Here is a 20,360-nt window from a genome sequence, read left to right as displayed (position 1 = left end):
CCCCCCCCCCCCCCCCCCCCCCCCCCCCCCCCCCCCCCCCGCCCCCCCCCCCCCCGCCCCCCGCCCCCCCCCCCCCCCCACGGCGCTCCCAGCGGCAGGGGCTAGCCCTGCCAGCTGTGCGGGGCGCGGAAGCCGGTGCGGCGTTCCAGGCGGCGCCAGCCGGCCTGGGAGCGGGCGGTGGCCGGGGCGTCCTCGGCGGTGGCGGCGGCGCGGGCGAGGAGGAGCGCGGTGATCGCGGCCAGCTCCTCGGGCTCGGCGTTGCCCTTCTCGACGCGCAGCAGGGTGGCGGTGGTGGCAGGACTCATGGTGGGCGGCTCTCCTTCGCTGGTCACTGGGGCGGGTTGCCGTGCTTGCGGGACGGGAGGTCGGCGTGCTTGTTGCGGAGCATGGAGAGGGCGGCGATGAGGACGTCGCGGGTCTCGGCGGGGTCGATGACGTCGTCGACGAGGCCGCGCTCGGCCGCGTAGTACGGGTGCATCAGCTCGGCCTTGTACTCCTTGACCATGTGGGCGCGCATGGCCTCGGGGTCCTCGGCGTCCGCGATCTGCTTGCGGAAGATGACGTTGGCGGCGCCTTCGGCGCCCATCACGGCGATCTCGTTGGTGGGCCAGGCGTAGGTGATGTCGGCGCCGATGGACTGGGAGTCCATGACGATGTAGGCACCGCCGTACGCCTTGCGCAGGATCAGCGAGATGCGCGGCACGGTCGCGTTGCAGTACGCGTAGAGCAGCTTGGCGCCGTGGCGGATGATGCCGCCGTGCTCCTGGTCGACGCCGGGGAGGAAGCCGGGGACGTCCAGGAAGGTGAGGATCGGGATGTTGAAGGCGTCACAGAGCTGGACGAAGCGGGCGGCCTTCTCGGAGGCGTGGATGTCCAGGACTCCGGCGAGGTGGCCGGGCTGGTTGGCGACGATGCCGACGACCTGGCCGTCCATCCGGGCCAGGGCGCAGATGATGTTGCGGGCCCAGCGCTCGTGGATCTCCAGGACATCGCCGTCGTCGACGAGCTCCTCGATGACCTTGATCATGTCGTACGGGCGGTTGCCGTCGGCGGGCACGAGGTCCAGCAGGACCTCCGAGCGGCGGTCTGCGGGGTCGCTCGTCTCGTGGACGGGCGGGTTCTCGCGGTTGTTGGAGGGCAGCATCGTGATGAGGTAGCGGACCTCGGAGATGCAGGTCTCCTCGTCGTCGTACGCGAAGTGCGCGACGCCGGAGGTCTCGGCGTGCACGTCGGCGCCGCCGAGGCCGTTCTGGGAGATCTCCTCGCCGGTCACCGCGCGGACCACGTCCGGGCCGGTGATGAACATCTGCGAGGTGTCGCGGACCATGAAGACGAAGTCCGTGAGGGCCGGGGAGTACGCGGCGCCGCCGGCGCACGGGCCGAGCATGACCGAGATCTGCGGGATGACGCCCGAGGCCTTGGTGTTGCGCTGGAAGATGCCGCCGTAGCCGGCCAGCGCGGAGACGCCTTCCTGGATGCGGGCGCCCGCGCCGTCGTTGAGGGAGACCAGCGGGGCACCGGCCGCGATGGCCATGTCCATGATCTTGTGGATCTTCGTGGCGTGGGCCTCGCCCAGCGCGCCGCCGAAGATCCGGAAGTCGTGCGCGTAGACGAAGACCGTCCGGCCCTCGACCGTGCCCCAGCCCGTGATCACCCCGTCGGTGTAGGGCTTCTTGGCCTCCAGGCCGAACCCCGTCGCGCGGTGGCGGCGCAGCTGCTCGACCTCCCGGAAGGACCCCTCGTCGAGGAGGAGCGCGATCCGCTCGCGTGCGGTCAGCTTGCCCTTCGCGTGCTGTGCCTCGGTCGCCCGGTCGCTCGGCCCGCGCCGCGCCCGCTCACGCAGAGCACGCAGCTCCGCCACGCGCCCCCGGGCGTCGGTCGGCTGGCTCGGAGTCTGGTCCACAACGGTCATGTACCGACCTTACGAAGCGCTCGGCGAAAAACCTCCGTTGAATCCGCACAGTCTCAAGAGTCATCCGCTGTCCGGGCCGGACAGAAGCGGCGCGGGATGTAAGGACTTCGCCAGCCAGGACCTTGGTCCTTTGTGGGAACCCCATAAAAAAGACACCAAGGGTTCCGTCAGTTGAAAGTTGAACAGAATGGGTCTACCGTCATTCTCGTTGAAAGTTAAACCAATCGTTCGCACCTCACCACGGAGGAAGTCATGGGTCTCTTCACCCGCCGCAGCCAGGAGAACACCGCCGCCACCACGCTCGAAGTGGACCCGGCGCTCGCCGCGCTCACCGGCGACTACGTCATCGACGCCGCCCACAGCAGCATCGGCTTCACCGTCCGCCACGCCATGGTGACCAACGTCCGGGGCTCCTTCACCGAGCACGAGGGCACCTTGCGCCTCGACGGCACGGACCCGGGCGCCTCCACCGCCTCCATCGACGTGAAGATCGCCTCCGTCGACACCGGCATCGCCGACCGCGACGCCCACCTGCGCGGCACGGACTTCTTCGACGCGGACGCCTTCCCGCTGATGACCTTCCGCTCCACCCGGGCACGTCAGCTCGGCGGCGACCGCTACCGCGTCAGCGGCGACCTGACGATCAAGGACGTCACGCGCCCGCTCTCGATCGACCTGGAGTTCAACGGCTCCGCCACCGACGTCTACGGCAGCGAGCGCGTCGGTTTCGAGGGCTCCGCCGAGATCCTGCGCTCCGACTGGGGCCTGACCTGGAACGCGGCGCTGGAGGCCGGCGGCGTGATGGTCAGCGACAAGGTGAAGCTCACCTTCGACATCTCGGCCGTCAAGCAGCAGGCCGCCTGAACCCCCGCGCACCGGCGACCGGACGGTCGGGGGGCGGCCATCAGCCGCCCCCACCGCCGCCGCGACCCACCTCACCACGGCCCCACCGCCACGGCCCCACCACCGACGGAGACCGGCCGCCGGCGAGTCCCGGGCGGGGCGCGGGGCTACTCGGCCGGTTCGATGCCCGCGCGCAGGAGGCCGTAGGTGAAGGCGTCCTCCAGTGCCTGCCAGGAGGCGGCGATGACGTTGGGGGCGACACCGACCGTGGACCATTCGCGGTGGCCGTCCGTGGTGGAGATCAGCACCCGGGTCGTGGACTGGGTGCCGTGCTTGCCCTCCAGGATGCGGACCTTGTAGTCGGACAGCTCGAACCTGGCGAGCTGCGGATAGAACCTCTCCAGCGCCACCCGCAGCGCCCGGTCCAGCGCGTTGACCGGGCCGTTGCCCTCGGCGGTGGCCACGATCCGCTCGCCCTTGGCCCACAGCTTGACGGTGGCCTCGTTGGCGTGGGTGCCGTCGGGGCGGTCCTCGACGATGGCGCGCCAGGACTCCGTACGGAAGTAGCGCCGGGCCCGCCCCTCGACCTCCGCGCGCAGCAGCAGTTCGAAGGAGGCGTCGGCGGCCTCGTAGGTGTAGCCCTGGAGTTCGCGCTCCTTGACCCGCTCCACGACCCGGGAGATCAGCGCCCGGTCCCCGCCGAGGTCGACGCCGAGTTCCTTGCCCTTGAGCTCGATGGAGGCGCGGCCGGCCATGTCGGAGACCAGCATCCGCATGGTGTTGCCGACCCGCTCGGGGTCGATGTGCTGGTAGAGGTCCGGGTCGACCTTGATGGCCGAGGCGTGCAGCCCCGCCTTGTGCGCGAAGGCGGAGACGCCGACGTACGGCTGGTGGGTGGAGGGGGTCAGGTTGACGACCTCGGCGATGGCGTGCGAGATCCGGGTCATCTCCGCGAGCGCGCCCGGGGGCAGGACGGTCCGCCCGTACTTGATCTCCAGCGCGGCCACGACCGGGAACAGGTTGGCGTTGCCGACGCGTTCGCCGTAGCCGTTGGCCGTGCACTGCACGTGGGTGGCGCCCGCGTCGACGGCGGCCAGGGTGTTGGCGACCGCGCAGCCCGTGTCGTCCTGGGCGTGGATGCCCAGGCGCGCGCCGGTGTCGGCGAGGACGGTCGCCACGGTCGCGGTGACCTGCGGGGGCAGCATGCCCCCGTTGGTGTCGCAGAGGACGACGACATCGGCGCCGGCCTCGTGGGCGGCGCGGACGACGGACTTCGCGTACTCGGCGTTGGCGCGGTAGCCGTCGAAGAAGTGCTCGCAGTCGACGAAGACGCGGCGGCCCTGGGCCACGAGGTGGGAGACGGTGTCCCGCACCATCTCCAGGTTCTCCTCCAGCGTGGTGCGCAGCGCGAGTTCGACGTGGCGGTCGTGGGACTTGGCGACCAGGGTGATCACCGGCGCCCCCGACTCCAGCAGCGCCCGCACCTGCGGGTCCTCGGCGGCCGAGCCGCCCGCCCGCCGGGTCGCGCCGAAGGCGACCAGCTGGGCGTTGCCGAAGTCGATCTCGGCACGGGCGCGTGCGAAGAACTCGGTGTCCCGGGGGTTGGCGCCGGGCCAGCCGCCCTCGATGAAGCCCACCCCGAAGTCGTCCAGGTGCCGGGCGATCGTCAGCTTGTCCGCGACCGTGAGGTTGATGCCTTCGCGCTGGGCACCGTCGCGCAGCGTGGTGTCGAAGACATGGAAGCTGTCGTCGAGGACCTCTGTCGTCGTCATGCTGATCTGGCTCCTGTCGGATGAGTGGTTCCGGATGTCCGGTGTCCACTGCCCCCAATCATCGCGCGCTGCCACGTCCCGGCGGTCATGGGGCCGGGAAACGAAAAGACCTCTCGCGGATGCGAGAGGTCTGCGCGCGGGTCTGAGGCACGGTGGCCGCTTCCGCGAAGTTCTTCCACGGTTCAGCGGCCACTGCGGACCGGCGCGCTGCTGTCCATAATCATGAGCTGAGCAGGCACCTTCGCAGTCTGCCACACCGCCCCCGGCACGCAGACCCGGATCTCACGATGCGGGCAGGAGCCGGTGCGCGCGCGGGTGTTCGCCCCGCCGGGGCCCGGCGGGGAGCGGGGCGGGCGGTGGACGTCAGGCGGGGGTGAGCGCGTCGTCGAGGAACTCGTGCACGTGCTCCAGGACCCCCTGGCGGGAGAGCGGCGGCAGGCCCACCGCGAGCTGGATGCTGAACCCGTCGAGCAGGGCCCGCAGCCGGGTCGCGAAGCGGTCGGGGTCCACCGGGCGCAGCTCCCCGCGCGAGACGCCCTCGGCGAGCAGCGCCACCAGGTCGCGGTGCCAGGCACCCTCGATGGCCGCCTGCCGGTCGCGTTCCCGGGGGCCCGCGTCCTGGGAGCGGTTCCAGACCTCCAGCCACAGCGTCCAGTGCGGGTCCCGGGCGCCCTCGGGCACGTACAGGTCGACGTAGGCCCGCAGGCGCGCGCCGACCGGGTCGCGGCGCGAGAGCAGGGCCCGCCGCTCGGTGCCGAGGGCCGCCTCGCTCCACTCCAGGGTCTGCAGCAGCAGCTCGTCCTTGCTGCGGAAGTAGTAGAGGAGGTGACCACTGCTCATGCCGACCTGGCGGCCCAGTCCGGCCATGGTGAGGCCGTCCAGGCCGCGTTCGGCGATCACGGCCATGGCGGCGGCGAGCACGTCCTCGCGCGGCGGCGCGTTCCTGCGCGCCGCCCGCGCCGCCCGTGCCGGTCCTGCGTCCGCCGTCATGGGCCGCTCCTCGTCGCCGTGCCGTCGCCGCCGTGCCGTGCTGTGGGTCAGGCCTTCGGCTGCTGCTGGGTGATGCAGTGGATGCCGCCGCCCCCGGCGAAGATCGTACGCGCGTCGACCGGGGTGACGGTCCGCCCGGGGAAGAGGCGGCGGAAGATCTCCGCGGCCTCCTCGTCGCGCGGGTCGTCGAAGGCGCACAGCACCACGCCGCCGTTGCACAGGTAGTGGTTGATGTACGAGTAGTCCACCCACTGCCCGTCCTCCTCCAGCACCGTCGGCGCCGGGACCTCCACGACCTCCAGCCGCCGGCCCCGGGCGTCGGTGGCGGCGCGCAGCAGGGCGGCGACGGCCTCGCACCGCTCGTGGTCGGGGTGGGCCGGGTCGGGCTGGGTGTGGACCATGACGACACCGGGGCGGGCGAAGGCGGCGACGATGTCCACGTGGCCCTGGGTGCCGTAGGTGCCGTAGTCGGCGGCCAGCCCGTAGGGCAGCCAGATCGCCTTGGTGGTGCCGAGGTGGGCGTGGATCTCGTCCTCGACCTGGCGGCGGGTCCAGCCGGGGTTGCGGCCCTCGCCGAGCTGCACGGTGTCGGTGAGCAGGACCGTGCCCTCGCCGTCGACGTGGAGGGCGCCGCCCTCGTTGACCAGCGGGGTGCTGTACGTGCGCGCCCCGGCCAGCTCCGAGACGTGCCGGGCGATCTCCTTGTCGTGGTCCCAGCGGGCCCACTCCTGGGCGCCCCAGCCGTTGAAGGTCCAGTCCACGGCGGCCAGGTTGCCCGCGCCGTCGGTGAGGAAGGTCGGGCCGATGTCGCGCATCCAGGCGTCGTCGAGTGCGCGCTCGACGATCTCCACCTCGTCCCCGACGATCGCGCGGGCCTCCTCGGCGGCGCCGGGCGCGACGACCAGGGTCACGGGTTCGTACCCGCTGACCGCGCGGGCGACGGCGCCCCAGGCCGCGCGGGCCCCGGCCAGCTCGCGCGCGTCGGTGAAGGTGGGGTTGGGGACGGGCCAGGCCATCCAGGTGCGCTCGTGGGGGGCCCACTCCGGGGGCATCCGGAATCCGGCGGCTGCGGGGTGTGCGGTCATGGCGGGTCCTTACGGGGGTGCGGGTCCTCGACGGGTGCGAGTGCTCGACGGGGCCGGGTGTTCAGAGGAAGTACAGGCGGTTGAGGGCGACCGACTCGGCGGCCTCCGAGCGCAGCGGGTCCCCGTCGAGGGTGACCAGTCCGCTGCGCGCGTCCACGTCGACCGCGCCCGTGCGGGAGTTGAGGAGCAGGTCCTTGGGTCCGATCCCCCGGGTGCCGCGGACGGCGACCCGGCGCCTGCGGGTCGGCATGAGGTCGCCGCCGAGCAGGGCCGGGGCGGAGACGAAGGCGACGGAGAGGTCGGCGGCGGTGGCTCCGTACGCGCCGAACTGCGGTCCCAGGACGAGGGGTTCGCAGGTGTCGGTGGCCGCGTTGGGGTCGCCGGTGACCCCGTAGGCGGGGAAGCCGGACTTGAGGACGAGCTGGGGTTTGGCGCCGAAGAACTGCGGGCGCCACAGGACGATGTCGGCGAGCTTGCCGACCTCGATGGAGCCGATCTCGTGGGCCAGGCCGTGGGCGAGGGCCGGGTTGATGGTGAGCTTGGCGAGGTAGCGCAGGACGCGGGCGTTGTCGTCGCCCTCGCCGTCGCCGTCCAGTGGGCCCCGTTCGGCCTTCATCTTGGCGGCCATGGCGAAGGTGCGGCGGACGGTCTCGCCCGCGCGGCCCATGCCCTGGGCGTCGGAGGAGGTGATGCCGATGGCGCCCAGGTCGTGCAGGACGTCCTCGGCGCCCATGGTGCCCGCGCGGATGCGGTCGCGGGCCATGGCGGCGTCGCCGGGGAGGTCCGGTTTCAGGTCGTGGACGGAGACGATCATGCCGTAGTGCTCGGCGACGGCGTCCCGGCCGAAGGGCAGCGTGGGGTTGGTGGAGGAGCCGATGACGTTCTCCACCCCCGCCATCTTGAGCACGTTGGGGACGTGTCCGCCGCCGCAGCCCTCGATGTGGAAGGCGTGGACGGTGCGGCCGTCCAGGACCTGGAGGGTGTCCTCCACGGAGAGGCACTCGTTGAGGCCGTCGCTGTGCAGGGCGACCTGGACGTCGTGTTCCTCGGCCACCCGCAGGGCGGTGTCCAGGGCGCGGGTGTGGGCACCCATGTCCTCGTGGACCTTGAATCCGCAGGCGCCGCCCTCGGCGAGGGCCTCGACGAGCGGGGCGGCGTCCGAGGAGGAGCCCCGGGCGAGGAATCCGATGTTGACGGGCCAGGCGTCGAAGGCGTTGAAGGCGTGGTTCAGCGCCCACGGGGAGTTGACGCCGACGCCCCAGACCGGGCCGAACTCCTGGCCGATGACGGTGGTGACGCCCGAGGCGAGCGAGGCTTCCATGATCCGTGGGGAGAGCAGGTGGACGTGGGTGTCCACGGCTCCGGCGGTGGCGATCAGCCCTTCGCCGGAGACGATGCTCGTGCCGGTGCCGACCACCACGTCGACGCCGTCCAGGGTGTCGGGGTTGCCGGCCCGGCCGATCGCGTGGATGCGGCCCTCGCGGATGCCGACGGAGACCTTGCGGATGCCCAGGACGGCGTCGATCACCAGGACGTTGCTGATGACGACGTCACAGGTCTCGCGGACGGCGGCGGCCTTCAGGTGCAGGCCGTCGCGGGCGGTCTTGCCGAAGCCGGCCAGGAACTCGTCGCCGGGTTTCTGGGAGTCGTGCTCGACCCGGACGGTGAGACCGGAGTCCCCGAGCCGGACCCGGTCGCCGGCCCGGGGGCCGAAGGCGGACGCGTACGCGTGGGGGTCGACGTGCCGGCCGCCCGGCGCGCAGTGGTCGCTGTGCGGGGTCTGGCGGCTCACGCGGAGCCCCCTTCCGCGTGGGCGGGACCGGTGGTTCCGGCGGGGCCGGCCGGGGTTCCGAGGTAGCCGCAGGCGGCCGCGCGGCGCAGGGCCTCGGCCTTGGCGCCGGGGGCGTCCAGGGGGCCGTCGACCAGTCCCGCGAAGCCGATCGCGACGCGGTCGCCGCCGATCGGGACGAGCCCGGCCTCGCCCTCGCCGTGCGGGTCGAACCGTACGGACGAGCCCGCCGGGACGCACAGCCGCATCCCGTACGCCGCGGCCCGGTCGAAGTCGAGGCGCGGGTTGGCCTCGAAGAAGTGGAAGTGGGAGGTGACGCTCACCGGCACGGCGGCGGTGTTGCGCACGCGCAGGCGGAGCACGGGCTGAGGCTGCGGGACGCCGGGGCCGGGCAGGACGGCGCCCGGGGCGTCGGGGCCGGACGGGGCGGCGCCCTGGATGGGGTCCGTGATCACGGCGAGGCGTGAGCCGTCGTCGAAGACGGCCTCCACGTGGACCTCGGTGACCACGTCGGCGACGCCCGGCAGGACGTCGCCGGGGCCCAGTACGGCGCGGGCCTCGGCGATGGCCTCCGCCAGCCGCTTGCCGTCCCGGGCGGCCTCGCAGGCGGTGTCGGCGATCAGCGCCGTGGCCTCCGGCACGTTGAGCCGCAGGCCCCGGGCCCGCCGGGCCCGTGCCAGTTCCGCGGCGCCGCGCAGCAGCAGCCGGTCGCGTTCCGTAGGGGTCAGCCGCACGCCGATCCACCGCCTCCAGGTCAAGGAATTAGAGCAGCACTCTAACTCTTCATCCCGAGGGAGGGAACCATGAAGGAAGCATGAACCCGAGGCCATGAGACAGAAAGCATGGTCAGCTCTTGAACGACGCTCGAACTCCCTGCCCGGACAGGCCCACCCCGGAACCACGGCCCGGAACGGCCCCGACGCGACGGCCCCGGGAAGCGACGGCCCGGGAGAACGGAAAGCAGCCGCCCGGAGAATCCTCCGGACGGCTGCTGCGTACGTCGTCGGCGCCTGTGCCTGGGCCTGGCCCTGGGCCCAGGACCGGCCCCCGGCGGTCAGCCCAGCGGGTGCATCCAGCCGTGGGTGTCGGCGGCCAGGCCGGTCTGGAGCTCCAGGAGCGCCTTGCGGAGCTTCATGGTGACCTCGCCGGGCTCGCCGTCGCCCTGGACCCAGTTCGCGCGCTCGGACTTGACCGAGCCGACCGGGGTGATGGCGGCGGCGGTGCCGCAGGCGAAGACCTCGGTCAGGCTGCCGTTCGCGTTGTCGCGCTGCCAGTCCTCCGTGGTGAGGCGGCCCTCCTCGGCGGTGTAGCCGAGGTCGCGGGCGATGGTCAGGAGGGAGTCGCGGGTGATGCCGGGCAGGAGGGAACCGGTGAGCTCGGGGGTGACGATGCGCCGCGTCCCGTCCTCCTCCCGGTACACGAAGTACAGGTTCATCCCGCCCATCTCCTCGATCCAGCGGTGCTCGACGGCGTCGAGCCAGACCACCTGGTCGCAGCCGTGCGAGGCGGCCTGGGCCTGCGCGACGAGCGAGGCCGCGTAGTTGCCGCCGGTCTTGGCCGCGCCGGTGCCGCCCTTGACGGCGCGCACGTACTCCTCCGAGAGCCAGACGGAGACGGGCTTGACGCCGCCGGGGAAGTAGGCGCCCGCGGGCGAGGCGATGACGATGAAGAGGAACTCGTTGGCCGGACGGACACCGAGGCCGACCTCGGAGGCGAACATGAACGGCCGCAGGTACAAGGAGGCCTCGCCGGATTCCGGCACCCAGGCGCGGTCCTGCGTGACGAGCGCGTCGCAGGCGGCGACGAACAGCTCCGCGGGCAGCTCCGGCATGGCCATCCGGCGCGCGGAGGACTGGAAGCGCTCGGCGTTGGCCCGCGGACGGAAGGTGGCGACCGTGCCGTCGGGCTGGCGGTACGCCTTGAGGCCCTCGAAGATCGTCTGCGCGTAGTGCAGGGTCATGTTGGCCGGGTCGATCGACAGCGGCGCGTACGGGACCAGCTCGGCGTCGTGCCAGCCGCGGCCCTCGGTCCACTTGATCGTCACCATGTGGTCGGTGAAGTGGCGGCCGAAGCCGGGGCTGGCCAGGATCGCCTCGCGCTCCGCGTCGGACAGCGGGTTCGAGGAGGGCTTGAGCTCGATCGTGGGCGTCGTCATGAGTGCTTGTCCTTCACCGGTTGTGTATGGCGGACCGCGCTCACGGCGTACTGGACGTCCCGGACTCCCCACTCCCCGTATTCCGCGGCCTCGCGTTCGATTATCGCGCGCCGGACGGCTTCGGTGAAACGGGGCGGTCGCGGCCCAGGGGAGATGGTGGCACCCGGGGCCGCACAGGAGAAGCCGCCGGGCGCTGGTCACGCTCCGGCGGCTTCCTGGGAGAGGGGACGTGCCGGATCAGCCGGCCACGCGCGCGGCGAGCGCGTCGCCGATCTCGTCGGTCGAACGGAACGTACCGTCACGCTCCGCCAGGTCGGCGGAGACCGCTTCCTCGATCCGGGCGGCCCGGTCCTCGTGGCCGAGGTGGCGCAGGAGCAGGGCGACGGAGAGGATCGTCGCGGTCGGGTCGGCCTTTCCGGTGCCCGCGATGTCCGGGGCCGAGCCGTGGACGGGCTCGAACATGGACGGGAAGGCGCCGGTGGGGTTGATGTTCCCGGAGGCGGCGAGGCCGATGCCACCGGTCACGGCGGCGGCCAGGTCGGTGAGGATGTCACCGAAGAGGTTGTCGGTGACGATGACGTCGAAGCGCTCGGGCTGGGTGACGAAGAAGATCGTCGCGGCGTCGACGTGCAGGTAGTCGGTGGTGACCTGGGGGTACTCCCGGCCGACCGTGTCGAAGACGTTCTTCCACAGGTGGCCCGCGTAGACGAGGACGTTGTTCTTGTGGACCAGCGTCAGCTTCTTGCGGGGGCGGGCGGCGGCCCGCTCGTACGCGTCACGGACGACGCGCTCCACCCCGTACGCGGTGTTGACGCTGACCTCGGTGGCCACCTCGGCGGGCGTGCCGGTGCGCAGGCTGCCGCCGTTGCCGGTGTACGGGCCCTCGGTGCCCTCGCGGACCACGACGAAGTCGATCTCCGGGCGGCCGGCCAGCGGGGTGGCGGTGTTGGGGAAGAGCTTCGAGGGGCGCAGGTTGATGAAGTGGTCGAAGGCGAAGCGGAGCTTCAGCAGCAGACCGCGCTCCAGGACGCCCGAGGGGACCGAGGGGTCACCGATGGCGCCGAGGAGGATCGCGTCGTGGTGCCGGAGCGCTGCGAGCTCCGCGTCCGGGAGGGTCTCCCCGGTGCGGTGCCAGCGCTGGGCGCCGAGGTCGTACTCCTTGGTCTCCAGCTTCACGTCCTGGGGCAGGACCGCGGTAAGGACCTTGAGTCCCTGAGCCACGACTTCCTGGCCGATGCCATCACCGGGGATCACTGCGAGATTGATGCTGGTCGACATGGCGGAACCGTACTCCTTGTCCCAGCCCTCAGACATATACCGTCCACCATCCGGACAGATCGCCACGCGGGACGGACCGCCGGGACGGGCGTCGGAGCGGGCAGCCGGAACGGACACCGGGACGGGCCACCACCGGCCGGCTACCGGCCGGCAGGGCCGGTCAGTGACCGGCCGCGCCGCCGTTGTCGCGCCGGTCCAGGGCCCGCTGGAGGGCGGCGGCGGCCTTCTTGCGGTCGGCGTCGGCGGTGGAGGAGTGACGGACGCGGCGGACTGCGGTGGCGGGGGTCATGGTGATCGACTCCTTGAGATCGCGACGTGGCGGGGCCACGGACGGGGGGTTCTCCAAGGCGCCGGAAGAGGCGGGAGCGGTGCGCCGCAGGGGTTGCCTGCCAGGGGCGCGCGCTCGGCCGCCATTCGCCGGATCGGCGAGACGTTCGGCTCCCTCCACGCTAGGGCAGCCCCCGCCGTCTGTCTCCACAGTTACTCGGACTTCCTACTATCTGAGACGCGAAACCCCCCGGAAGGCCCCCCTCCGAGGGGCTCGTCCGGGCCGTTCCTCAGCTCGTCCCGGCACGGAATTCCCTGATCAGAGCCCTGACGGCGAGCGTTCCGGCCGCCTCGGGCGTGGTGACGTACCCCACGCGCCGCACCGGTCTCTGCGGCCCCAGGTCCATGACCTGAACGGCCGTACCGGCCTCCCGCCGCGACAGTTCGGGCAGGATCGCCGTCCCGAGCCCCCGCCCGGCCATCGTCAGCGCCGTCGCGTCGCCCCCCGCCGTGACGGTCGCCCGGGGTGGCGGGCCGCGAGCCGCTCCAGCGCGGGCGGCAGCAGGTGCGGGGCGGCGCTGCGGAAGGCCGCGGGCGGTGGCACTCGGCGGCGGTAGCAGCTGTGGCGGGCGGCATCACGTCGAGGACGAGGACGAGGAAACGGCCTACAGGACGTCCCCGTCCCGCCAGTCGAAGTCGAGCCGCCCGGCGGCCGGGTCCGGCAGGGCGCCGCCCGGCGGGCCCCACACGTAGGTGAAGCCCTCGTCCTCCTCGGGGATCGGCGCGCGCCCACCCGGCCCGAGCACGTGGATCGGGCCGTCCCACAGCCGCCAGCCGCGCACCGCGTAGAGCCGGGCCCCGTCGTCGGACGCCGAGAGCGCGCCGAAGACGTACGCCCGCGCGATGATCTGTTCCAGCTCGGCCATGACCAGCCCGCCGAGCCCCCGCCGGCGCCGGTCCTCCCGGACGGCCACGGCCTCGACGTACCCCACCCGCAACGCCTGCCCCTGGTGCACCACGCGCCGCTGCACCACACTGCCGTGCGCGACGAGTCCGCCCGCCTCCCGCACCAGCACGTGCATCCCGCCGAGGGAGTGCTCGAAGTCCTCGTCGGCGAAGTCCCCGTCGAAAGCGGTGTCGAGCAGGGTCCTGATCTCGCGCGGCTCGTCGGCGGCGAGCTGGAAGGTGTGCCGGACAAGGGTGTTCATGCGCGCTCCAGCCATGCGGGGGACGGGCCACGGAAGCGGAAACCTGACCACCGGACGGTATCAACTCCCGCACCGGACACGGCGGGTGGCGTCCCACGGACAGCCGCTCCTCCCGGCACGGTCTGGTCAGGCGGCCCGACGGTCGGCAGACTCGGCCCATGACTTCCGAGACCCAGCGGTGGACCCCCGTCCACGGCCTGCCGTACCAGTCCGTCGCCTACCGTCCCGAGCGGATGCCCAGCCACGAGTCCCTGGCGCGCGCCGCGGAGCTGCGCGCGCGGATGGACGAGCGGCGGACCGTGCGCCACTTCTCCACCGACCCGGTGCCCGGGCAGGTGATCCTGGACGCCATCGCCTGCGCCTCCACCGCGCCGTCCGGCGCGCACCAGCAGCCGTGGACCTTCGTCCTGGTCAAGGACCCCGCCGTCCGGCAGCAGATCCGGGCCGCCGCCGAGCAGGAGGAGGTCCTCTCCTACGACGGCCGCCTCGGCGACGAGTGGCTCGCCGCCCTGCGCCCGCTCGGCACGGACTCCGTGAAGACCCACCTCACCGACGCCCCGGCCCTGATCGTCGTCTTCCAGCAGCGGTACTGGCTCGGCCCGGACGGCACCAAGCGCAAGCACTACTACGTCGACGAGTCGGTCGGCATCGCGGTCGGCATGCTGCTGTCCGCCCTGCACCTCAGCGGCCTGGCGGCCCTGATCCACACCCCGAGCCCGATGCGGTTCCTGGGGCACGTCCTGAACCGCCCGGAGAACGAGAAGGCGTTCGCGGTCATACCGGTCGGCTACCCCGCCGACGACTGCGAGGTCCCGGACCTCCTGCGCAAGTCCCTGGACCAGGTCGTCGTCGAGGTCTGAACCGCCCGGCGGACGCGCGGACGGCGGACGCGCACGGCGGACGGCGGGCCCGGGAACTGGGACCGCCCCCGCTCCGGAGTTGGGGGTACCGGAGCGGGGGCGGGGTTCAGCGGGGCCGAGGATCAGCCCATGTGGGGGTAGGGGTAGTCGGTCGGCGCGACCAGGGTCTCCTTGATGGAGCGGGTCGAGGTCCAGCGCTGCAGGTTGGTCGCCGCGCCCGCCTTGTCGTTGGTGCCCGAGGCCCGGCCGCCACCGAAGGGCTGCTGGCCGACGACGGCGCCGGTGGACTTGTCGTTGATGTAGAAGTTGCCCGCCGCGAAGCGGAGCTTGTCCATCGCGTCCGCGGCGGCGTACCGGTCGCCCGCGATGATCGAGCCGGTCAGCGCGTAGGCTGAGACGGACTCCATCTGCGCGAGCATCTCCTCGTACGCCTCGTCCTCGTAGACGTGGACGGCGAGGATCGGGCCGAAGTACTCGGTCGTGAAGACCTCGTTGGCCGGGTCGGTGCAGGCGATGACGGTCGGGCGGACGAAGTAGCCCTCGGAGTCGTCGTAGGTGCCGCCCGCGACGACGGTGCACGTCGGGTCGGCGACGGCGCGGTCGATCGCGGCCTTGTTCTTCGCGAAGGAACGCTCGTCGATGACGGCGCCGATGAAGTTCGACAGGTCGCGGACGTCACCCATGGTGATGCCGTCGACCTCGGCCGCGAACTCCTCCTTGAAGCCGTCGTTCCAGATCGAGGCCGGGACGTAGGCGCGCGAGGACGCCGAGCACTTCTGGCCCTGGTACTCGAAGGAACCGCGGGTCAGGGCGGTCTTCAGGGTCGCGCGGTCCGCGGACGGGTGCGCGACGACGAAGTCCTTGCCGCCGGTCTCGCCGACCAGGCGCGGGTAGGACCGGTAGTTCTCGATGTTGTTGCCGACCGTCTTCCACAGGTGCTGGAAGGTCCGGGTCGAGCCGGTGAAGTGGATGCCGGCCAGCTCGGGGTGGGTCAGGGCCACCTCGGAGACGGCGATGCCGTCGCCCGTCACCAGGTTGATGACGCCCTTGGGCAGGCCGGCCTCTTCGAGGAGCTCCATCAGGAGGACCGCGGAGTGGGTCTGCGTCGGGGACGGCTTCCAGAGGACCACGTTGCCCATGAGGGCGGGGGCGGTCGGCAGGTTGCCCGCGATGGCCGTGAAGTTGAACGGCGTGATCGCGTAGACGAAGCCTTCGAGCGGGCGGTGGTCGCTGCGGTTCCACACGCCCGCGGAGTTCGCGACCGGCTGCTCGGAGAGGATCTGGCGGGCGAAGTGGACGTTGAAGCGCCAGAAGTCGACGAGCTCGCACGGGGTGTCGATCTCGGCCTGCTGCGCGGTCTTCGACTGGCCGAGCATCGTGGAGGCGGCGAGCTTCTCGCGCCACGGGCCGGAGAGCAGCTCGGCGGCGCGCAGGATGATCGCGGCGCGGTCGTCGAAGGCCATCGAACGCCAGGCGGGGGCGGCGGCCAGGGCGGCGTCGACGGCCTCCTGGGCGTCGGCCCCGGTGGCGTTGGCGTAGGTGCCGATGACCGACTTGTGGTCGTGCGGCTGGACGACGTCGAAGCGCTCGCCGCCGCCCATCCGCTTGACGCCGTTGATCGTCATCGGCAGGTCGATCGGGTTCTCGGACAGCTGCTTGAGCTGGATTTCGAGACGCGCGCGCTCCGGGGTGCCGGGGGCGTACGAGTGGACCGGCTCGTTGACCGGCGCGGGGACCTGGGTCACAGCATCCATGGGTCTGGTAACTCCTTGACCTAGTTCTTGGTGATCATCGAGCGGACGAAGAAGAGCAGGTTGGCGGGCTTCTCCGCCAGGCGGCGCATGAAGTAGCCGTACCAGTCCGTCCCGTACGCGGTGTAGACGCGCATCCGGTGGCCCTCGGCGGCGAGCCGCAGGTGCTCCTCGCTGCGGATGCCGTACAGCATCTGGAACTCGTACTCGTCCAGCTTGCGCCCGGCCTTGCGGGCGAGCTCCTGGGTGATGGCGATCAGGCGCGGGTCGTGGGACCCGATCATCGGGTAGCCCGCGCCGTCCATCAGGATCTTCAGGACGCGGACGTACGCCCTGTCGATCTCGCCCTTGTCCAGGTACGCGACCTCGGCGGGCTCCTTGTAGGCGCCCTTCACGATCCGGACGCGGCTGCCGGCGGCGGCGAGCCTGCGGGCGTCGGCCTCGGTGCGGAAGAGGTACGCCTGGATCACGCAGCCGGTCTGCGGGAAGTCCCGGCGCAGCTCCTCGTGGATGGCGAACATCGAGTCGAGGGTGGTGTGGTCCTCGGCGTCCAGCGTGACGGTGGTGCCGATGGCGGCGGCGGCCTCGACGACCGGGCGGACGTTGGCGAGCGCCAGCTCGTGGCCGTTCTCCAGGCACTGGCCGAACATCGACAGCTTGACCGACATCTCGGCCGTCTCGCCCAGGCCCAGCTCGGCCAGGTGCTCGATGAGCTGGAGGTAGGCGTCACGGGCGGCGTGGGACTGCTCGACGGTGGTGATGTCCTCGCCCACCACGTCGAGGGTGACCTCCAGGCCCTTGCGCGTGAGGTCCACGACGATCGGGATGACCTGGTCGACCGTCTCACCGGGGATGAACCGGTTCACCACGGGCCTGGTCACCGGAGCGGCGGAAACGATACGGCGCATCTTGTCGCTGCGCGAGGCGGCGAGGATCGCGGGACCCAGCACGGGGCACCTCCAACGGGTGGCAGAAGCGGACACGGCCGTCGCCGGGTGCGGTGGCGACCGTGGGAAAAACACAAGTGGAACCACCGTGAAACCTAAGGATCACTTTGATCCTCTGCCATCGACAGGTGTCACGCATCCGTGGCCCGGATCTCATACACCTGTCTGAAAGGCCGGCCGGGGGGTGGGAGAATGGCCGCGTGAAAGGCGATTACCAGGACCTGGTGGACGAGATCTCCGCGCTGGTCGGCGCCCCGGCGACGCTGGAGAACCGGGACTTCCGCCTGATCGCCTTCGGCGCGCACGACAGTGACAGCGACGGCAGCGAACTGGTCCTGGACCCCGTACGGACCCGCTCGATCCTGACCCGGCAGTCGACGGCGGCCGTCCGGTCCTGGTTCGAGGGGTTCGGCATCGCCCGCGCCACCGGGCCCGTCCGCATCCCGGCGGCGCCGGAGGCGGGGGTCCTGCGCGGGCGGATCTGCCTGCCGGTGCGCTACCGGGGCATCGTGCAGGGGTACGTGTGGCTGCTGGGCCAGGAGCCCGGGCCGGGCCCGGGGGCGCTGGCGGCGGCCATGGAGGTGGCCCAGCGGATCGGGGTGCTGCTCGCCGAGGAGGCGAAGGCGGGGGCGGGTCTCTCCCGCGAGTTCCGGGCGGTGCTCACGGCCGGGCGGGGCTGGCAGCGGGACATGGCGGTGGCGGCGCTGCGGGTGGCGCTGGGGCCGGGCTCCGACGGGCCGCACGCGGTGGTCTGCGTGACCCCGTGGCCCGGCGAGGCCCCGTCCTCGGCCCCGGGTGCGGCGGCGGTCTGCGTCGTCCCCCGACCCGCCGGCACGGACGGCGACGCGGACGGCGGCGGCGGTCCGGGTGCGGGCCAGGCCCTGGCCGTCCTGGTCCGGCTGCGTTCGACGGACGCGCTGGCTCCGGCCCTGACGGCGCTCTCCCGGCTCCTGCCCCGCCCGGCGGCCACGGCGGAGGGCCCGCGTACGGGAGGGGCCGGGGGTGCTGGTGGGGCCGGGGGTGTGCCCCACGGCACGACCGCCGGGGTCTCCGACCCGGTCCGGGCGCTCACGGAGCTGCCCGCCGCCTGGGAACAGGCCGTCGCCGCCGCCCGGGCCGCCGTCGCGCAGCCCCGGCTCGGCCCGGTCGCCCGGTGGTCGGCCATCGGCCCGTACCGGATGCTGGCGGCGCTCGCCGACGCCCCGGTGGACGACCCGGCGACCCGCGCCCTGCTGGGACCGGCCCAGCGGGAGCTGGCCCGTACCGCCGAGGTCTTCCTCGACCACGCCGGGCAGGCGGGCCGCGCGGCGGCGGCCCTGGGCATCCACCGCCAGACGCTGTACTACCGCCTCGCCCGGGTGGAGCAGCTGACCGGCCTCGACCTGGACGAGGGCGAGGACCGGCTGCTGCTCCACATGGCCCTCAAGGCGTCCCGCCTGCACGGCTGACCCGGCAACGACCGGTCGGAGCGGGCGGCAGGCGGCAGGCGGCAGGCGGCCCCAGAACGACGGGGAACGCGGAAGGCCCCGGGGCGCGTCGTCCGCCGCCCCGGGGCCTTCCTCCGTACCGGTGGGGTCAGCCGAGGCTGACCGTGCGCGCCGAGGCGGCGCCGATCTCGTCGGAGATGGCCGCGAGGACCTCCGCCGGAACGGGTACGTCCACGGTGAGGACGACGAGCGCCTCGCCACCCTCCTCGGCACGGGCGACCTGCATGCCCGCGATGTTCAGCCCGGCCTCGCCGAGCAGACGGCCGACGGCGCCGACCACCCCGGGGCGGTCGGTGTAGCGGAGCACGATCATGTGGTCGGCCAGGGCCAGGTCCACGTCGTACTCGCCCACGCCCACGATCTTCTGGAGGTGCTTCGGGCCCGCGAGGGTGCCGGAGACCGAGACCTCCTGGCCGTCCGACAGGGTGCCGCGCACGGTCACCACGTTGCGGTGGTTCGGGGACTCCGAGCTGGTGGTGAGGCGGACCTCGACCCCGCGCTCCTGCGCGAACAGCGGGGCGTTGACGTAGGAGACCGTCTCGTCGACGACGTCCTCGAAGACGCCCTTGAGCGCGGAGAGTTCGAGCACCTTGACGTCGTGCTGGGTGATCTCGCCGCAGACCTCGACGTCGAGCCGGACCGCGACCTCGCCCGCGAGGGCGGTGAAGATGCGGCCGAGCTTCTCGGCGAGCGGCAGGCCCGGCCGGACGTCCTCGGCGATGACACCGCCCTGGACGTTGACGGCGTCCGGCACCAGCTCGCCGGCGAGCGCGAGGCGCACCGACTTGGCGACCGCGATACCGGCCTTCTCCTGGGCCTCGTCCGTGGACGCGCCGAGGTGCGGGGTGCAGACGACCTGGTCGAGGTCGAAGAGCGGGGAGTCCGTACAGGGCTCCTTCGTGTACACGTCGAGGCCGGCGCCGGCGACCCGGCCCTCCTTGATCGCCGAGTACAGCGCGGCCTCGTCCACGATCCCGCCGCGCGCGGCGTTGACGATCCGGACGGACGGCTTCACCTTGTGCAGGGCCTCGTCCCCGATGAGACCGAGGGTCTCGGGGGTCTTGGGCAGGTGCACGGTGATGAAGTCGGCGACCTCCAGCAGCTCGTCCAGCGTCAGCATCTTGACGCCCATCTGGGCGGCGCGCGCGGGCTGCACGTAGGGGTCGTAGGCGACGATCTTCATGCCGAAGGCCGACATGCGCTGGGCGACCAGGACGCCGATGCGGCCGAGGCCGACGACGCCGAGGGTCTTCTCGCTGAGCTCGACGCCCGTGTACTTGTTCCGCTTCCACTCGCCGTTCTTCAGCGCGGTGTTGGCCTGCGGGATGTTGCGGGCGGTCGCGACGAGCAGGCCGCAGGCGAGTTCGGCGGCGGTGACGATGTTGGAGGTCGGGGCGTTCACGACCATCACACCGGCCTTGGTGGCGACGGAGACGTCGACGTTGTCGAGGCCGACTCCGGCGCGGGCGACGACCTTCAGCTTCTTGGCCGCGGCGATGGCCTCGGCGTCGACCTTGGTCGCGGAGCGGACGAGGATCGCGTCGACATCGGTGATCGCGGGCAGCAGTTCCGCCCGGTCGGCGCCGTTGCAGTGCCGGATCTCGAAGTCGGGGCCGAGCGCCTCGACGGTGGCGGGCGACAGTTCTTCGGCGATGAGTACGACAGGTTTCGAGCTCACGTGGGTCCTCACAAGTCCAGTGCGGACGGCCGTCCCGACGGCCGCAGGCGGTGGAGGGGGTAGCCGCGTGGAAGACGCACGACACTGTGGGCCTGACGCGTTGTGTTGAGCAGTGTAGTGGCGTATTCGGCGCGGTTTCCGCCTGTACGGAAGGATCACCCGTCCGGGGCTGGCCGGGGTGGCCACACCGCACGGGTCAGAAGGTCGGTGTTCCGGCGGCCCGGGGCGGGGCCGCCGAGCGCGGCGGGGGGGGGGGGGGGGGGGGGGGGGCCCGCCCCCCCCCCCCCCCCCCCCCCCCGGGGGCGGGGCGCCCCCCCCCCCCCCGGAGCCGCGAGAGC

18 protein-coding genes are annotated in these 20,360 nt (G+C 72.4%); 3 read left to right on the top strand and 15 right to left on the bottom strand.

All coding sequences use genetic code 11. From position 1 onward, the window contains the following. Window positions 1-101 precede the first annotated feature (101 nt). Together ACIA5F_RS27775 and ACIA5F_RS27770 are read right to left on the bottom strand one after the other, a co-directional pair. Window positions 102-305, bottom strand: a complete 204-nt coding sequence (locus tag ACIA5F_RS27775) for an acyl-CoA carboxylase epsilon subunit (RefSeq protein WP_399357594.1) — start codon at window positions 303-305, stop codon at window positions 102-104. Window positions 306-328: 23 nt separating this feature from the next. Then, window positions 329-1,912, bottom strand: a complete 1,584-nt coding sequence (locus tag ACIA5F_RS27770) for an acyl-CoA carboxylase subunit beta (RefSeq protein ID WP_399357592.1) — start codon at window positions 1,910-1,912, stop codon at window positions 329-331. 252 nt (window positions 1,913-2,164) lie between these two features. Here ACIA5F_RS27770 and ACIA5F_RS27765 point away from each other — a divergent pair, with 252 nt between their 5' ends. Continuing rightward, complete coding sequence (locus ACIA5F_RS27765; RefSeq protein ID WP_399357589.1) at window positions 2,165-2,776, top strand: YceI family protein; 612 nt, start codon at window positions 2,165-2,167, stop codon at window positions 2,774-2,776. A gap of 146 nt (window positions 2,777-2,922) precedes the next feature. Here ACIA5F_RS27765 and cimA read toward each other — a convergent pair whose 3' ends face one another. From cimA to ACIA5F_RS27715, 10 genes are all read right to left on the bottom strand, one after another. Continuing rightward, the gene (cimA, locus tag ACIA5F_RS27760; RefSeq protein ID WP_399357587.1) at window positions 2,923-4,527 is read right to left on the bottom strand and encodes a citramalate synthase; all 1,605 of its coding nucleotides are present in this window, start codon (window positions 4,525-4,527) and stop codon (window positions 2,923-2,925) included. Between the two features lie 363 nt (window positions 4,528-4,890). After that, window positions 4,891-5,517 (bottom strand): TetR/AcrR family transcriptional regulator, encoded by a 627-nt coding sequence (locus ACIA5F_RS27755; RefSeq protein ID WP_399357584.1) that lies wholly within the window; start codon window positions 5,515-5,517, stop codon window positions 4,891-4,893. A gap of 47 nt (window positions 5,518-5,564) precedes the next feature. Next, entirely contained in the window at window positions 5,565-6,602 is a 1,038-nt protein-coding gene (locus ACIA5F_RS27750; RefSeq protein ID WP_399357582.1) for an agmatine/peptidylarginine deiminase, read from the bottom strand. Between the two features lie 61 nt (window positions 6,603-6,663). Further along, window positions 6,664-8,394 carry an urease subunit alpha gene (locus tag ACIA5F_RS27745; RefSeq protein WP_399357580.1) on the bottom strand — a complete coding sequence of 577 codons (1,731 nt, stop codon included), beginning with the start codon at window positions 8,392-8,394 and terminating at the stop codon, window positions 6,664-6,666. Further along, entirely contained in the window at window positions 8,391-9,125 is a 735-nt protein-coding gene (ureA, locus tag ACIA5F_RS27740; RefSeq protein ID WP_399357605.1) for an urease subunit gamma, read from the bottom strand. Before ureA ends, ACIA5F_RS27745 begins: the two co-directional genes overlap by 4 nt. A gap of 320 nt (window positions 9,126-9,445) precedes the next feature. Further along, entirely contained in the window at window positions 9,446-10,546 is a 1,101-nt protein-coding gene (locus ACIA5F_RS27735) for a branched-chain amino acid aminotransferase (RefSeq protein WP_399357578.1), read from the bottom strand. A 237-nt stretch (window positions 10,547-10,783) separates the two neighbouring features. Next, window positions 10,784-11,824, bottom strand: a complete 1,041-nt coding sequence (locus tag ACIA5F_RS27730) for a 3-isopropylmalate dehydrogenase (protein ID WP_399357577.1) — start codon at window positions 11,822-11,824, stop codon at window positions 10,784-10,786. Window positions 11,825-11,984: 160 nt separating this feature from the next. Further along, window positions 11,985-12,113: a hypothetical protein gene (locus ACIA5F_RS27725; protein WP_399357575.1), complete on the bottom strand. Its 129-nt coding sequence runs from the start codon at window positions 12,111-12,113 to the stop codon at window positions 11,985-11,987. Window positions 12,114-12,381: 268 nt separating this feature from the next. Next, window positions 12,382-12,711 (bottom strand): LysR substrate-binding domain-containing protein, encoded by a 330-nt coding sequence (locus tag ACIA5F_RS27720; protein ID WP_399357603.1) that lies wholly within the window; start codon window positions 12,709-12,711, stop codon window positions 12,382-12,384. A gap of 45 nt (window positions 12,712-12,756) precedes the next feature. Further along, the gene (locus ACIA5F_RS27715; protein WP_399357573.1) at window positions 12,757-13,299 is read right to left on the bottom strand and encodes a GNAT family N-acetyltransferase; all 543 of its coding nucleotides are present in this window, start codon (window positions 13,297-13,299) and stop codon (window positions 12,757-12,759) included. Window positions 13,300-13,457: 158 nt separating this feature from the next. Here ACIA5F_RS27715 and ACIA5F_RS27710 point away from each other — a divergent pair, with 158 nt between their 5' ends. Then, window positions 13,458-14,159 carry a nitroreductase family protein gene (locus ACIA5F_RS27710; protein WP_399357571.1) on the top strand — a complete coding sequence of 234 codons (702 nt, stop codon included), beginning with the start codon at window positions 13,458-13,460 and terminating at the stop codon, window positions 14,157-14,159. A 122-nt stretch (window positions 14,160-14,281) separates the two neighbouring features. Here ACIA5F_RS27710 and pruA read toward each other — a convergent pair whose 3' ends face one another. After that, window positions 14,282-15,913, bottom strand: a complete 1,632-nt coding sequence (gene pruA / locus ACIA5F_RS27705; protein WP_399357569.1) for an L-glutamate gamma-semialdehyde dehydrogenase — start codon at window positions 15,911-15,913, stop codon at window positions 14,282-14,284. A 20-nt stretch (window positions 15,914-15,933) separates the two neighbouring features. After that, window positions 15,934-16,860, bottom strand: coding sequence for a proline dehydrogenase family protein (locus tag ACIA5F_RS27700; RefSeq protein ID WP_399357567.1), 927 nt, complete (start codon window positions 16,858-16,860; stop codon window positions 15,934-15,936). Between the two features lie 197 nt (window positions 16,861-17,057). Here ACIA5F_RS27700 and ACIA5F_RS27695 point away from each other — a divergent pair, with 197 nt between their 5' ends. Next, window positions 17,058-18,305, top strand: a complete 1,248-nt coding sequence (locus tag ACIA5F_RS27695; RefSeq protein ID WP_399357565.1) for a PucR family transcriptional regulator — start codon at window positions 17,058-17,060, stop codon at window positions 18,303-18,305. 127 nt (window positions 18,306-18,432) lie between these two features. Here ACIA5F_RS27695 and serA read toward each other — a convergent pair whose 3' ends face one another. Then, the gene (gene serA, locus ACIA5F_RS27690) at window positions 18,433-20,022 is read right to left on the bottom strand and encodes a phosphoglycerate dehydrogenase (RefSeq protein WP_399357563.1); all 1,590 of its coding nucleotides are present in this window, start codon (window positions 20,020-20,022) and stop codon (window positions 18,433-18,435) included. Between the last annotated feature and the right edge of the window lie 338 nt (window positions 20,023-20,360).

The organism is Streptomyces sp. NPDC051567, assembly GCF_044454165.1.
Lineage (GTDB): Bacteria > Actinomycetota > Actinomycetes > Streptomycetales > Streptomycetaceae > Streptomyces.
This window is presented reverse-complemented; position numbering and strand designations above follow the sequence as displayed.

Excerpts from the sequence above, each read along its gene's own strand:
- ACIA5F_RS27775 (WP_399357594.1), bottom strand. The coding sequence starts at position 305 with ATGAGTCCTGCCACCACCGCCACCCTGCTGCGCGTCGAGAAGGGCAAC.
- ACIA5F_RS27770 (WP_399357592.1), bottom strand. The coding sequence starts at position 1,912 with ATGACCGTTGTGGACCAGACTCCGAGCCAGCCGACCGACGCCCGGGGG.
- ACIA5F_RS27765 (WP_399357589.1), top strand. The coding sequence starts at position 2,165 with ATGGGTCTCTTCACCCGCCGCAGCCAGGAGAACACCGCCGCCACCACG.
- cimA (WP_399357587.1), bottom strand. The coding sequence starts at position 4,527 with ATGACGACGACAGAGGTCCTCGACGACAGCTTCCATGTCTTCGACACC.
- ACIA5F_RS27755 (WP_399357584.1), bottom strand. The coding sequence starts at position 5,517 with ATGACGGCGGACGCAGGACCGGCACGGGCGGCGCGGGCGGCGCGCAGG.
- ACIA5F_RS27750 (WP_399357582.1), bottom strand. The coding sequence starts at position 6,602 with ATGACCGCACACCCCGCAGCCGCCGGATTCCGGATGCCCCCGGAGTGG.
- ACIA5F_RS27735 (WP_399357578.1), bottom strand. The coding sequence starts at position 10,546 with ATGACGACGCCCACGATCGAGCTCAAGCCCTCCTCGAACCCGCTGTCC.
- ACIA5F_RS27730 (WP_399357577.1), bottom strand. The coding sequence starts at position 11,824 with ATGTCGACCAGCATCAATCTCGCAGTGATCCCCGGTGATGGCATCGGC.
- ACIA5F_RS27725 (WP_399357575.1), bottom strand. The coding sequence starts at position 12,113 with ATGACCCCCGCCACCGCAGTCCGCCGCGTCCGTCACTCCTCCACCGCC.
- ACIA5F_RS27715 (WP_399357573.1), bottom strand. The coding sequence starts at position 13,299 with ATGAACACCCTTGTCCGGCACACCTTCCAGCTCGCCGCCGACGAGCCG.
- ACIA5F_RS27710 (WP_399357571.1), top strand. The coding sequence starts at position 13,458 with ATGACTTCCGAGACCCAGCGGTGGACCCCCGTCCACGGCCTGCCGTAC.
- pruA (WP_399357569.1), bottom strand. The coding sequence starts at position 15,913 with ATGGATGCTGTGACCCAGGTCCCCGCGCCGGTCAACGAGCCGGTCCAC.